12 protein-coding genes are annotated in these 13,028 nt (G+C 73.1%); 2 read left to right on the top strand and 10 right to left on the bottom strand.

Translation table 11 applies throughout. From position 1 onward, the window contains the following. Nucleotides 1–85 precede the first annotated feature (85 nt). Nucleotides 86–820: a SagB/ThcOx family dehydrogenase gene (locus Q0L15_RS12675; RefSeq protein WP_296604804.1), complete on the top strand. Its 735-nt coding sequence runs from the start codon at nt 86–88 to the stop codon at nt 818–820. Between the two features lie 32 nt (nt 821–852). On the opposite strand, the gene Q0L15_RS12670 is transcribed toward Q0L15_RS12675, so the two are convergent. The 8 genes from Q0L15_RS12670 to Q0L15_RS12635 form a co-directional block, all read right to left on the bottom strand. Next, complete coding sequence (locus Q0L15_RS12670) at nt 853–1,497, bottom strand: TetR/AcrR family transcriptional regulator (RefSeq protein ID WP_296604803.1); 645 nt, start codon at nt 1,495–1,497, stop codon at nt 853–855. A 10-nt stretch (nt 1,498–1,507) separates the two neighbouring features. Further along, complete coding sequence (locus Q0L15_RS12665) at nt 1,508–1,948, bottom strand: hypothetical protein (protein WP_296604802.1); 441 nt, start codon at nt 1,946–1,948, stop codon at nt 1,508–1,510. Next, on the bottom strand, nt 1,945–3,627 hold the full coding sequence (locus Q0L15_RS12660; protein WP_296604801.1) for a GMC family oxidoreductase: 1,683 nt from the start codon (nt 3,625–3,627) through the stop codon (nt 1,945–1,947). Before Q0L15_RS12660 ends, Q0L15_RS12665 begins: the two co-directional genes overlap by 4 nt. Before the next feature lie 49 nt (nt 3,628–3,676). Continuing rightward, the gene (locus Q0L15_RS12655) at nt 3,677–4,156 is read right to left on the bottom strand and encodes an isoprenylcysteine carboxylmethyltransferase family protein (RefSeq protein WP_296604800.1); all 480 of its coding nucleotides are present in this window, start codon (nt 4,154–4,156) and stop codon (nt 3,677–3,679) included. Continuing rightward, nucleotides 4,153–5,076, bottom strand: a complete 924-nt coding sequence (locus Q0L15_RS12650) for a cation diffusion facilitator family transporter (RefSeq protein WP_296604799.1) — start codon at nt 5,074–5,076, stop codon at nt 4,153–4,155. Before Q0L15_RS12650 ends, Q0L15_RS12655 begins: the two co-directional genes overlap by 4 nt. After that, nucleotides 5,076–5,408, bottom strand: coding sequence for a metalloregulator ArsR/SmtB family transcription factor (locus Q0L15_RS12645; RefSeq protein WP_296604798.1), 333 nt, complete (start codon nt 5,406–5,408; stop codon nt 5,076–5,078). The genes Q0L15_RS12650 and Q0L15_RS12645 overlap by 1 nt, the downstream gene beginning before the upstream one ends. Nucleotides 5,409–5,473: 65 nt before the next feature. Then, nucleotides 5,474–6,025: a GAF domain-containing protein gene (locus tag Q0L15_RS12640; protein WP_296604797.1), complete on the bottom strand. Its 552-nt coding sequence runs from the start codon at nt 6,023–6,025 to the stop codon at nt 5,474–5,476. A 109-nt stretch (nt 6,026–6,134) separates the two neighbouring features. Continuing rightward, nucleotides 6,135–6,500, bottom strand: a complete 366-nt coding sequence (locus Q0L15_RS12635; protein WP_296604796.1) for a helix-turn-helix domain-containing protein — start codon at nt 6,498–6,500, stop codon at nt 6,135–6,137. 78 nt (nt 6,501–6,578) lie between these two features. On the opposite strand from Q0L15_RS12635, the gene Q0L15_RS12630 reads away from it, so the two are divergent. Then, nucleotides 6,579–6,986 (top strand): Rid family hydrolase, encoded by a 408-nt coding sequence (locus Q0L15_RS12630; protein ID WP_296604795.1) that lies wholly within the window; start codon nt 6,579–6,581, stop codon nt 6,984–6,986. Nucleotides 6,987–6,991: 5 nt separating this feature from the next. Here the strand turns inward: Q0L15_RS12630 and Q0L15_RS12625 are convergent, their stop codons facing one another. Next, nucleotides 6,992–9,766, bottom strand: a complete 2,775-nt coding sequence (locus Q0L15_RS12625; RefSeq protein ID WP_296604794.1) for a response regulator — start codon at nt 9,764–9,766, stop codon at nt 6,992–6,994. A gap of 242 nt (nt 9,767–10,008) precedes the next feature. Then, nucleotides 10,009–12,900, bottom strand: a complete 2,892-nt coding sequence (locus Q0L15_RS12620) for a hypothetical protein (RefSeq protein WP_296604793.1) — start codon at nt 12,898–12,900, stop codon at nt 10,009–10,011. Nucleotides 12,901–13,028: the final 128 nt, after the last annotated feature.

Here is a 13,028-nt window from a genome sequence, read left to right as displayed (position 1 = left end):
CGGCACCGGCACCAACCCCCGCCGCGATCACGGTCGGTGACCTCGGCCTCTCGCGCGCCGCCGCGTCGGAGAACACGATCAGGAGATGGCCGACCGTCTCGACGTACGGTCTCCTCGCCTGCGGCTCACGCGGCGGCACGTCAGCGCGCTGCTCCTCGGTGGCCTGGCCGCGGCCGGCTGCGCGACGATGCCGTCGAAGCGACACCTCTCGCAGCGTCCACCGGACCGCGTGGTCAGCCTCCCGCAGCCGCAGCCGCTCGGCGTCCTCTCGCTCACCGAGGCGCTGGCTCGGCGACAGTCCGTGCGCGAGTTCGAGCTGACGACCCCGACCACGCCCCAGATCGGCCAGCTGCTCTGGGCGGCCCAAGGCATCACGCGCAGCTCGGGCGGCCGCACCGCGCCCTCCGCCGGCGCGCTCTATCCGCTCGAGGTGTACGCGGTGACCCGGGGGACGCTCTGGCACTACCTCCCGGACGGACATCGCGCCGAGCAGTGGGACGCACCGGCCACCCTTGCCGCTGAGCTCGGGGACGCGGCCGTGGGCCAGGACGCGGTCTCGTCGGCACCCTTGCTCGTCGTGATCACCGGCGTGGTCGACCGCACGTACGCCAAGTACCGCGGTCGGGCCGCGCAGTTCGTGACGCTGGAGGCGGGCCACTGCGCCCAGAACGTGCTGCTGGCCGCGGTCGCGCTCGGGCTCGGCGCGGTCCCCGTCGGGGCGCTCTCCGACGAGGCCGTCCGGCGCAGGCTCGGGCTGACCGACGCGCTGACGCCGTACTACCTGGTCCCGGTCGGGACCCCTCGAGCTGCCGGCGAGTGAAGCGGCGAGTCCGTCCGGGCAGGGTGCTGCGATCAGCCGCTCGGGGCGGGCGTCTCGCGCGGGAGGAGACCGTCGAGGAGCACCAGTCCCGCCTCGATCACCGCCTGCTCGACGCGCTCGGGCGGCAGCGTCAGAGCGTCGCGACGCAGCGCCAGCGCGGCCACGCCGTTCCAGGCGCCGAACAGGAAGTGGGACATCAGCTCGGGGTCGACCCGGCGGATCGCCCCGGTCTCGACCGCATCGCGGATGCTCTGCTCGAACTCCCGCCGCAGCTCGTCGAACCGGTCGACCACCTCGCTCTCGAGAGGCGAGCGCGGCCCCCGCTCCCCCGTGACGGTCAGGTAGCGCACGACCGCGGGGTGCTCGAGGAGCAGCCGCAGGTAGGCCGCGCCGACGCCGGCGAAGCGCTCGAGCGGCGAGGTGTCCGCGGCATACGCCGCGCGCAGCGTCTCGGTGGCCACCGCCAGCACCCGTTCGGTGACCGCCGCGAGCAACGCGTCCTTGGTCCCGAAGTGCACGTACACCGACGCAGGAGAGATCCCCGCCTGGACGGCGACGTCCTCGACCCGGATCTCCTCCGGCGCACGCTGCGCCGCCAGCTGCTCCGCGGCGTCGAGCAGCTGGGCCCGCGTGCGCTCGCGACGCCGCGACCCGCGCGCCGCTGCGTCGGTCTCCACGCAGGACAGACTAGGGGCGCAGCAGGAACGGCAACCCGCCGCGGCGCAGCAGCGGGCGGTCGACGTACGACATCCCCACGAGCACGCCGTCGTCGAGCACCCGCAGCTCGTCGCGGACCCACCGCCACGGCCGAGGTGCGTCCTCGGCGTAGGTCACGATCACCGCAGGCCGCCCGTCGGCGAGGCCGACGCCGAGGACCGCACGCATCGGCAGGCGCTCCTCGAAGCCGCCGCCCGGGGCGCGCAGGAGGTTGACGCCCGCGAGCTCGCCGCCGCCCGTCGGCGCGAACCGCTTGCCGTGCCAGCGCGGGAGCCCGACCAGCCCGAGGCCGGCGGGCGCGACGTGGCGCAGCGGCACGACGAACTCGGCCCGCAGGTCGCCGACGACGTCCTCGAGCGCGGGAGCGGGCAGGCCCGACCAGGCTCGGACGAGACCGACCACTCCGGTCATCGGGCCTCACCCCTCGACGCACCCCTCGACGCACCCCTCGACGCCGGGCCGGCGGTCACGGGGTCGCGGCGTACGGCGCCCTCGGGGGCTGCCGGGAACAGCGCGGCGAACCGCTCGGCCAGCGCGGTGATGGTGAGCGAGGGGTTCACCCCGAGGTTGGCCGGGATCGTGCTGGCATCGGCGACGTACAGACCCGGGTGGCCGAAGACCTCGTGGGAGGTGTCGACCACGCCCTCGTCCGCCGACGCCCCCATCACGGCGCCGCCGAGGATGTGCGCGGTGACCGAGAGCCCGCCGAGCGTCTCGCCGAGCAGGTTCAGCGGTGTGCCGCCGGAGGACTCGGCGAAGGCCCGGGTGACCTCGTTGGCCACCGGCAGGTAGCTCGGCGCCTGGCGCCCCGGCACCGCGCGCGACCGGAGCACGCGCCGCCAGGGACGGACGGGCGAGCGGCGACGCTCGAAGGCGAGCTCGTTGTCGAGGTGCTGCATCACCGTGAGCACCGTGAGGCGGCGCTCGAACCCGCGCGCCGCCATCCGGCGCACCTGGGCGACCGGCGCGGCGGCCAGCCGGCCGAGGGTCCGCAGGGCCCGGGGGCCCTTGCGTGCGCCGTCCACGATCGGGCCGACCTGCAGCCGCATGTGCCAGCCGCCGACGAACCGGTTCTGGGTGACGTGCGTGTCGGGGTCGGGGTAGAAGTCGCTGGAGATCGTCGGGCCGCGCGAGAGGTCCTCCCCTGCCGGCTGGAGGATCGCGGTCAGCGCCTCGCTGTTGGTGCGCACCCGCGTGCCGAGCATCGGCGAGACGTGCGGCAGCGTGCCCAGCTCGTCACGGCAGCGGAACAGCAGGTCGAGCGTGCCGAGGACGCCCCCGGCCAGCACCACGCGGCGGGCGCGGAGCGGGGCCAGCGCCGTACGCCGCCAGGGGTGGGCGACCGCGACCTCGTAGCCGCCCCCCGGCAGCGGCCGGACCGATGTCACCTCGTGCTCCGCGCGGACCTCGGCGCCGTACTTCTCAGCGAGGTGGAGGTAGTTGCGGGTGAGCTGGTTCTTCGCGCCGTAGGGGCAACCGAGCAGGCACTCGCCGCACAGCCGGCAGCCGGTGCGGTCCGGGCCCTCTCCGCCGAAGAACGGGTCGGGCTCGGTCACGCCCTCGCGGCCGAAGTGGATCGCCACCGGCACCGGCCCGTACGTCGCCCCTGCTCCGACGCGCTCGGCCGCGGCCCGCAGGTGGTCGTCCATCGGCCCGCGGTGCGGGGTGACGACCCGCCCGAGCATGCCGGCCGCCCGGTCCAGGTGCGGCCGCAGCTCGGCGCGCCAGTCGGGGCGCAGGTGCGACCACGCGGGGTCGGCGTAGAAGCCGTCGCGCGGCTCGAGCAGGACGCCGGCCCACACGGTCGACCCCCCGCCGACGCCGCTGGCGCCGATGATCGCGACGTGGCGGAAGATCCGCTGCCAGAAGAAGCCCCGCAGCCCCACCTCGGGCTGCCAGAGGTAGGCGCGGGGGTCGCGCCGGGCGCGCAGCAGGTCCTCGTCCGAGAGCCGCCGGCCCTTCTCCAGCACGAGCACCCGGTGGCCGGCCTCGGTCAGCCGCAAGGCCGTGACCGCTCCGCCGAACCCACTGCCGACGACGATCACGTCGGCGTCGAAGGCGGCGTCGGGCGGTGCGTCGAGGTCGGACATGAGCGTGACAGTATCGCTGTCACGGTCACGCCGTCCGCGGAGTCTCGGATCAGGCGCTTCCGAGCGAGCGGAGTCCGACCCAGCGCGGCGTCGTGGCGGCGTATGCCTCCCAGTCGGGTCCGAAGTTGGCGGCCATCGCCCGCTCCTCCGCCGCGATCTGCGTCCGGCTGATCACCAGCACGAAGCCGGCCAGCGGCACCAGGCCGGCCACCGAGCGGCGGGCCACCGCGTGCGCGAGGAGCACACCGGCCATCCCGACGTACATCGGGTTGCGGGTGGTCTGGAACGCCCCGTCGGCGACCAGGTGGCTGGCGCGCTCGGGGGCGAGCGGGTCGACGGTGGTGTCGTGACGCCGGAAGGACCCGACGGCCCAGCCGGCCAGCCCGAGGCTCGCGCCGGCGACTCCACCGGCGAGGACGCGCGAGGCCCGGGTGGGCCGAGAGCCGGCGGCGAGGCGCCGCTGCGCGAGGAGGCCGAGCACCATCCAGGCGGGCGGGGGCAGTCGTCGAGCGCGGGCGTGCGTGGTCACCAGGTCACCTCGTGGCAGCGGTGGGTCGGCGCGGTCTCGGTCTGGAGGGTGGCGTGCTCGATGTCGTGGGTCCGCGCCAGGAGGTCCTGGGCAGAGGTGAGCACCGCCTGGGGGTCGGCGTTCTCGGCGAGCACGAGGTGCGCGGTGGCGACGTGCATGCCCGAGGTCAGCGTCCACACGTGCAGGTCGTGGACGTCGGCGACCCCGTCGAGCGCCTCGAGGTCCGCGACGACCTGGTCGACGGTCATGCCCTCGGGGACGTGCTGACCGAGGACGGCGAGGACCTGGCGCCCGAGAGCGAGCGCCCGGACGGCGACGAAGAGCCCGATCGCGACCGCGACCGCGGCGTCCCACCACGCCTGGCCGGTGGTGGCGACGAGGACGCCGGCGGCGATGACGCCGACGCTGCCGGCCGCGTCGGCCACCACCTCGAGGTAGGCGCCCTTGACGTTGAGCGACTCGCTCGCACCCTCGCGCAGCAGCAGCATCGACACGAGGTTGACGGCCAGCCCGAGGCCGCCGACGACGAGCATCGCGCCGGTGTGGACCTCGGGGTCCTCGCCGATGCGGCCGAGCGCCTCGATGACGACGTACGCCCCGACGCCGAGCATGATCAGCACGGTCAGCCCGGACGCGAACACCTCGGCGCGGTAGGAGCCATAGGTACGTCGACCCGTGGTGTCCCTGCGCGTGGCGATGCGCGTGGCGACCAGGGCGGCGCCGAGCGCGACGACGTCGGCGGTCATGTGGCCGGCGTCGGAGATCAGCGCCAGCGACCCGGACCACAGCCCTGCGGCGAGCTCGACGACGAGGAACGCCGCGACCATCACGAACGTGATGGTCAGCCGCCGCCGGAAGCGGCCGCCCGCATGTCCGGCCGGCGCCCCGTGACCGTGGCCGTGGCCGTGTCCCGCTCCCATCAGGAGCCCTCCCGGTCCGAGCGCGCGCAGAGATCGGGATCGGTCGCCAGGACGAGGTCGTGGAGATCGGCGAGCGCGTGCGCGATGCGGCCGTCGGCGAGCTCGTAGCGCGTCCGGCGCCCCTCGGGCACGGCGACGACAAGCCCACAGCCGCGCAGGCAGGCCAGGTGGTTGGACATCGACTGGCGGGTGACCCCGAGCGCGTCGGCGAGATCGGCCGGGAACGCCGGCGCCTCACGCAGCTGCATCAGCACGCGCGCCCGCGTGGAGTCCGAGAGCGCGTGCCCGAAGCGGGCCAGAGCGTCGAGCGAGGCGGCAGTCGCGGCGACCATGGCGTGACCATACAGCAATTCCTGTATTCACGCCGAGATGTACTCACAGCCGTACGCCGGCGCCCCTACCGCCCGGTGAGGTTCGGCGCCCACGGGGCACCCTCGAGCCCGATCCGGCGCAGGCACTCCGCGGCCGAGGCCGCCACCTCGGACACCGCGGCCAGCTCCTTCGAGGTGGCTCGGTGCTCACTGGCCCAGTAGGCCCCGATCGCCGCCACCGGCCGGTCGCCTCCGACCGGCATCATGAGGAGGCTGCGCACGAACGTCGGTCGGTAGGCGCTCTGGGGGATGCGCTCGTCCACGGTGATGTCGGGGATCACCACGGGCTCGCCGTGCAGCATCGCCCACCCGGAGATGCAGGACGCGATCGGGAACCGCTGCCCCTTCCACAAGGGCGCGATGCCGTCCTCGTCGACGTAGAAGCACTGGTCGTTCTCGCGCACGACGAACGTCGCGCCATCGGCGCCCGCAGCGCGTCGCGCGTGCGTGCGCACCTCGTGGGCGAGGTCTGCCACCGTGCCGACCTCCGCCAGGAGCTCGCCGAGCCGAGCGGCGCGGGGACGCGGCAGGGCGGTGGCCGCATCGACGATCTCGACCCCGTGGTCCACACCGGACATCGGCTCTCCTCTCGCTGCCGAGAAGCTGGAACGGTCGCGCCAGGATAGGGGATGCGACCCCGTTCGGGGACGGGACTTCGCCCCAGCGCATCCCGGTGGGGCACCACCCTCAGGTGGCCGCTTCGTCGTCGAAGCGTGCCCGCGCGCGGTCGATCTCGTCGAGGTGCTGCTCGACCCAGGCGAGGATGGCGTCGATCGGGTCCCGCAGGGTCTTGCCCAGCCTGGTGATGCGGTACTCGATCGCGACCGGTCGGTCGCTGATCACGATGCGCTCGACGATGCCGGTCCGCTCCAGCCGGCGCAGGGTAGCGGTCAGCGACTTCTGGGTCACCGGGAGGAGGCGACGCAGCTCGTTGAAGCGGCGTGGGCTCTCGCAGAGCTCCTCGAGGACGAGCACCGACCACGTGTCGAGGACCTGGCCGAGCACCTCGCGACGCGCAGCGGTGATGTCGAGACGCTCGGCGGTTTCGGCCACGAAACCTAGGTTAGTTGAAGTGCCTTTCGTAGACCAGGTATCCATGCGATACCACTACTGGATCCGAAGGAGCCCTCCATGAGCGCCCGCCTCATCAGCCCGCACGGCATGCTGCAGGACACGCCGTACCACCACGTCGCCGTGGCGACCGGCGCCACTCACGTCCACGTCGCCGGCCAGGTCGGACAGCCCGGCAACGAGCCCGTCGCCGCCAACGACCTCACCGAGCAGGTCGCCCAGGCACTGCGCAACACCGCCATCGGCCTGGCGGGCGCCGGCGCGTCCTTCTCCGACGTCGTCCGCCTCACCTTCTACGTCACCGCGTGGACCTCGGACAAGATCGAGTCCTTCATGGCCGGCGTCCAGGCGGTCGCCGAGGAGATCGGCCTCCCGATGCCGATGCCTCCCGCGTCCCTCATCGGCGTCGAGGTGCTCTACGCGCCCGACGTGCTCGTCGAGGTCGAGGCGACCGCCGTGCTGCCGTGAGCGCGTCACCCGAGCCGGAGGCTCGCGACCTCCGGCGTGACGCGGTCGAGCTGCTGCTGGATGTCTCGGACCCGGGCCACGAGAGCAGCTCTCGAGACCGGTGCCGTGCCGCGTGCCGTTGCCTCGAGCTCCTGACAGCTGCGCGCGAGCGCGACAGCTCCGACCGCAGCACTCGACGACTTCATGGCATGGGCGGTCCGCGCCACCCGTTCGCGGTCGCCCAGGTCGGCCGCCTCGGCGAGCTCGGCTCCGTGTCGAGCGCTCTCGCGCAACCACGTCTCGACGAGGTTGTTGCAGAACGACGGCGCCTCGGCGCCGAGGTGCGCCGTGAGGTCCGCGAGCACGGTGGGGTCGAAGTCGGGCCCGTGGTCGTGCGTGTCCTGCTCGCCCGCGCCCACCTCGGTCGGCTGGCTCACCGGGGTCTGACCCAGGACAGCCGCCAGGTCCTCCATCCGCACGGGCTTGGCGAGGTGGCTGTCCATCCCGGCGGCGAAACAGGCGTCGATGTCGTCCGAGAGCGCGCTCGCGGTCATGGCGACGATGCGCGGCTGGCGAGCCTTCGGGAGCTCGGCGCGGATGCGTCTCGTGGCCTCGTGCCCGTCCAGGACCGGCATCTGGACGTCCATCAGCACGAGGTCGTACGGCCGCTGTCGGATCGCGTCGATGGCCTCCTGCCCGTTGCCGACGACATCCGCGCGTTGCCCGAGCTTGTCGAGCATCAAGAGTGCGACCTTCTGGTTCACCGAGTTGTCCTCTGCGACGAGGATCCGGAGCTTCGTGGTCGACGTCGATCGCGTCTCGGGCAGGTGCCGGTCGCGTCGCGGGCCCCCGAGCGTGTCGGCGAGGGCGGCGCGGAGCGCTGCCGCCTTGACCGGCTTGGTCAGGTGGGTCATCGCAAGCTGGTCGGTGCCGGAGGGAGGGTCGCCCAGTGAGGTGAGCAGGAGCAGGGGGACGCGGTCCCACCCGGGCGCACCCCGCAGACCGCGGGCGAGGCCGAGTCCGTCGATGCCGGGCATGTGCATGTCCAGGATCGCGACGTCCACGCGGAGCGAGCCGGCCCTGGCCGCCTCGAGCGCAGCGAGCGGGTCGCCGTGGTCGACGATCCGCATCCCCCACCCTTCGAGCTGTCCACGGAGGATCCGCCGGTTGGTGTCGTTGTCGTCGACGACCAGCACCGTCTTGCCCGTCAGATCCGCCGAGCCGCTCCGACGCTCCTCGACGGGCTGCGCTCCCCTCGCCAGCTCGAGCTCGAGTGCGAACGTCGAACCGCGCCCGTGCTGGCTCTCGACGGTGAGCGTCCCGCCCATGGCCTCGGTGAGGCGCCGGCTGATGGCCAGCCCGAGGCCCGTCCCGCCGTAGAGCCGGGTGGTGCTGCTGTCGACCTGGCTGAAGGACTTGAACAACCGGTCGTGGAGCTCGGCAGGGATCCCGATCCCCGTGTCGCGGACCTCCAGAGCGATGCGCACCCGGTCCGGATCGGGTCTCTGATCGTGATCGACGAGCCGGACACGGACGAGCACCTCGCCCTCCTCGGTGAACTTCACCGCGTTGCTCAGCAGGTTGACCAGGATCTGGCGGATCCTGGTCACGTCGCCCTCGACGACGGACGGAACGTCGGGATCGATCTGGGCCACGAGATCGAGGTTCTTGTTCGCCGCGTGCACGGCCACGAGGTCGAGCGCGCTCTCGACGCAGTCGCGCAGGACGAAGGGACGGCACTCGAGGTTGAGCTCCCCGGACTCGATCTTCGAGTAGTCCAGGACGTCGTTGATGATCGTCAGCAGCGCGTCGCCCGACGTCCGGATCGTCTCTGCGTAGTCGCGCTGGTCGACGTCGAGGGAGGTGTCGAGCAACAGCCCGGTCATCCCGATGACGGCGTTCATCGGGGTTCGGATCTCGTGCGACATGGTCGCCAGGAACGCGGACTTCGCGGCGTTGGCCGCCTCGGCCTCCTGCCGAGCGGCGACGAGGGCGACTTCCCGCTCGTAGGTCGCAGCTCGCTGGGACTGGAGGGCTCCGCGCATCTCGTCCAGGCCGGCGCCGACCTCGGCGAGCTCCTCGAAGCCCGACCTGCGAACCCGCGTGCCGAGGTCTCCGTCACGGATACGGCCGATCGCGGACACCAGCTGATCGACCGGCTCCACGATCGAGCCGCGCAAGCGGCGGCGCTGCCAGCGCAGGATCAGCAGGGTGCCGAGCAACAGCACCAGCTCGACCGACAGCGCACCCACCAGCACGTCGGACTGGTGGTCGGTCCGCGTAGCCCTCAGGGCGTCCACCCGGTTCTCGAGGGTGGCGTGCGCCGCCCGGTAGCCGTCGAAGAGTCGCTTGCCGTCCTCGAGGAAGGCCGTCCGCTCGGCGACGGTGTTGTTCTCGATGAAGTGGGGGCCCCTCTGCAGCGCGTCCCTGGCCCACTCCCTCGTCCAGGTGTCGATCCGAGCCTGCTGTTCCTCCAGGAGCGGCTGGATCGCGTCCACGTCCCGCAGCCCGCTGGCAGCGCTGTCGAGCTGAGCCGCGATCGCCTCACGCCCGTCCCAGTAGGGCTGGAGGAACTGCTCGTCGCCCGAGAGCATGTACGCGCGCAGCCCGTTCTCCTGGTTCACCATCGCCAGGTGCGCCAGGCGCAGCGAGTGCGTCGCGCCGTTCACGTCGCTGAGGTCGCGGTCGAGGGAGAACCTGAGGTATCCCAGCACGCTGAGGTTCACGGTCGCGACCAGAGCGACGGCCACCAGGCCGATGCCGGTGATCCTGGCGACCTTGCCGTCGAGCGACCGCTCCATCGACCATCCTCAGCTCGGGGACACTGACCTCGCCTCCGTCTTCGTCAACGACCCAGGCTCCGGTGGCTACCTGCTGAGCGCCACCCGCCCCCGACGGAACCAGTGCGTGGCGGGCACCACGCTCCCCCATCGTCCGTGGTCGTCCCAGGCCCCTCTAGGGCACATGGAACCCAGGCGAAGGCCGTTGGTCCCGGACCGCTCGACGTACGGCGTCCCCCGATCCCGGGAGGCGGCACCGGGGATCAGCCGAAGGCGGGATCGACGACGATGCGCAAGGTCTCCCGGGTGGGGTGGGATCCGCTGCGCGTCACGCTCCAGCTGTGCTCGTAGTGACCGCCGGACCACTCGAGCGTCAACACCCGGAATCCGCCGGTGGCCACCTGGATCGCTGGGTCGTTGGGGTACGGCTTGTCGTCCCTGTCGTACGACTCGCTGGCGATGTTCGGGCAGCCCGAGGCCACCTCGCGGTGGATCACCACCGGGACGTCGTAGCCGATCGCGGGGTCGATGCTGCTGCCGAACAGCCACATGCTGACCGCCAGACGACGGTGGCCGCCGCCGCGCAGGAACGTGAGCCCGTAGTCCTTGACGTAGAAGGTCATGTACGAGCCGGACTTGGCGGTGTCCGTCGTGGTCACCTCGCAGTGCCCGACCACGTTGCCCGAGTCGTCCAGGGTGTCGTAGGTGTCGGTCGTGGTGGCGGAGTAGTGCGTCCAGTCCAGTGGTGCGGTGCCCGAGGGGACGGCCCCGCTGGCAGCCAGCCCACCAGCCGGCGCGGTGAGCGTGATCCGGCTGGTCAAGGCGCCGTCCAGCGATGCGTTGGTGTTCTCGTCGCCGAACGACTGGTCGTAGGCGACCTGGAACGACGAGCAGGCGCCGAGGGCCTCGGTCAGCTCGGACGACTTCGCCTCGTGGCCCAGGAGCTGCAGGCGCCGGATCTCTCCCAGCATCGCCCGGAGCGCTCCGAACCCGCCGCCCTCCACGCACTGCTGCTTCACCAGGTCGGCGTGGCGGTCGAGCAGGTCGCGCACCCGCTCGTTCACCTCCTCGGCCAGCGGGTCGATCACCGGGTCCCCGACCCCGATGATCAGCTGGGCGGCGCGTAGCCACTCCAGGGACAGCTGGAGGCTCACGTCGATCTCGAGCAGGCCGCCGGAGTACGCCGCGTCGTAGGCGGGCACCAGCACCTCGTTGAAGCGGGTGACCAGACGGTCGCGCGCCTGGTCCGCGGCATCTGTGCCGGCGCGGGCCGCAGGTGCCGTGGGGACGGCGCGTCCGGCGGCCCGCGCAGCAGGCCGCGGCGCAGCCGCCAGCGCGGCGGCGCGTTCGGCCAGCGTCACCCCTGCCCCGTCGGCCTCGAGCTGCTGGTCGTCGTCGCTCGGCACCCGCGCGGCCAGGGCGGCGCGCTGGGCCGGAGTCGCGGTCGCGAGCCCGACGACGCCGAAGTGGGTCAGCAGCACACGCACCCGGTCGCGTGCCCACCCGCCGTCCGCGTTGGGCTGCAGCGGGAGCAGGCGGACGTCGGAGCCGTCCGGGTCCACGGCGAAGGCCACGAGGTCGCTCGTGGTGACACCGTCCAGCACCGCGGGGTCCAGGGCGAAGTCCACGGTGAAGGGCCTCTCGGCGATCGCCTGGCCCGGAGCCAGCGCGAGGGCGCCGATCACCTGTCCGAAGGGCAGGGGGTCGTTCCCGGCGTCGTCCGGGGTGATGGTCACCGGGGTGGCGGCGACGTCGAGATCCTCGATGAAGGTCTGCCGGCCGAGGGTGACGGTGACGTGCACGCCGGCCGTCGGGTCGAGGGTCCACCTCTGGTCGTCGGTCCGCTGCCACCCGAACGTGCCGCTCGTGCCGCCGCCCTCCTCGGTGACCGAGACGGCCAGCGGGTCGGGGGTCGGCAGCGGGCCGGGGTATCCGGCCACCGGTGCCGGGGCGGCGTCGAGGTCGACGAACGTCACGGGAGCGCTGGCGCAGTTGTTGGTCTCGCTGCTCTCCTCGTGCGGCCAGTACGACGCCGGGTCGCCGGCCGGGGCGCTCGACGCGGTGTCGGCGCACGCCACGAGGTACGCCGGCCCGGTGGGCGGCGGTCCGCTCCAGGTCAGGTCGACGGTGCGGCCGACGCTGCCGGTCAGCCCCCGCGGGAGCTCGACACCGCCCTGGGTGGGCGCGGCCGGGTCCCACTGCGGCGTCGTGCCGATCTGCACGCCGACGTCGATCGGGTCGCCCGGGTCGCTGCCGCCGAGGTTGGCCACGGTGAAGCTCACCCGCCGCGTGTCGGACGCGCCGGCGCGGGCGTAGAAGCGGGGCACCACCAGGGACGCGGCGTCCACGGCGAAGTCAGGAGCGTCGCCGTCGTAGGTCGGCGCGAGTCGGGCCGCGACCGAGGAGTCGGCCAGGACGTCCGCCACGCCGGGCTCGCGCACCCGGGCCCACAGGTGGGTGCTCGCGCGCTGGGTGCTGACGTAGGCGGGCACGAGCAGCTCAGTGGCCACGTCGGCGCTCTCCCCCGCGGCGAGGGCCGGCAGCGTGAGGCCCCAGCGTGCGGGCTGCACGACGTCCGGCGGTGCGACCCATCCGACGTCGGGATCGGGGTCGCCGAGCTTGCCCTGGAGCTCGAGCGGGAGCCCCTCGGCGAGCGCGTCGGTGCCCTGGTTGGTCACGTGGACGGTCAGCGGGACCGTCACCGGTTGGTCGCCGATGGCCACCGGCTCGGCGACGTCCTGCGTGAGGGTGAAGGCGAGGTCTGTGCCGTCGGGCCAACAGGCCTGGCAGGCCGATCCGACGAAGTGGACGGTGAGCGGGGTGGCCGCGCACCCGGTCAGGGCACCGGCCGCCGCCTGCCAGCAGGCCACGGCCTGGTACACAGGCGACCCCTCGCACCCGTCGCACGGGGGTAGGTCGCCGGCGCCGGTCAGCGTGCGGCTCTCGCCGGCGGCCAGCGCCGGGACGGCGATCGTCGCCGACCCGAGGTCGCGCTGCGGGTCGCCGGCGAGCACGTCGGTGCCGTCGCTGGGCACTCCCACGAGCAGCTCGGCTGCCGCCGACGTGCTCGGCCCGGCATTGTGCACGAGCACCGCGTACGAGATCGGCGTGGTGGCGCCGGACAGCACGTCCACGGTCACCGGGTTGGGCGTCACCGAGATCGAGGTGATCTCGGCCGCACCCGAGGGGGACGTCGACGGCGACGTGGACACGGACGGCGACACCGAGACCGACGGCGACACCGAGACCGACGGCGAGGCAGACACCGACGGCGAGGCCGAGG

The sequence above is a fragment of the Nocardioides sp. genome (genome assembly GCF_024509035.1).
Classification (GTDB): Bacteria; Actinomycetota; Actinomycetes; order Propionibacteriales; family Nocardioidaceae; genus Nocardioides.
Note: the sequence above shows the minus strand (reverse complement) of the source record. Positions and strands in the feature narration are given on the sequence as shown.

Excerpts from the sequence above, each read along its gene's own strand:
- Q0L15_RS12645 (WP_296604798.1), bottom strand. The coding sequence starts at position 5,408 with ATGGTCGCCGCGACTGCCGCCTCGCTCGACGCTCTGGCCCGCTTCGGG.
- Q0L15_RS12660 (WP_296604801.1), bottom strand. The coding sequence starts at position 3,627 with ATGTCCGACCTCGACGCACCGCCCGACGCCGCCTTCGACGCCGACGTG.
- Q0L15_RS12650 (WP_296604799.1), bottom strand. The coding sequence starts at position 5,076 with ATGGGAGCGGGACACGGCCACGGCCACGGTCACGGGGCGCCGGCCGGA.
- Q0L15_RS12630 (WP_296604795.1), top strand. The coding sequence starts at position 6,579 with ATGAGCGCCCGCCTCATCAGCCCGCACGGCATGCTGCAGGACACGCCG.
- Q0L15_RS12675 (WP_296604804.1), top strand. The coding sequence starts at position 86 with ATGGCCGACCGTCTCGACGTACGGTCTCCTCGCCTGCGGCTCACGCGG.
- Q0L15_RS12640 (WP_296604797.1), bottom strand. The coding sequence starts at position 6,025 with ATGTCCGGTGTGGACCACGGGGTCGAGATCGTCGATGCGGCCACCGCC.
- Q0L15_RS12665 (WP_296604802.1), bottom strand. The coding sequence starts at position 1,948 with ATGACCGGAGTGGTCGGTCTCGTCCGAGCCTGGTCGGGCCTGCCCGCT.
- Q0L15_RS12625 (WP_296604794.1), bottom strand. The coding sequence starts at position 9,766 with ATGGAGCGGTCGCTCGACGGCAAGGTCGCCAGGATCACCGGCATCGGC.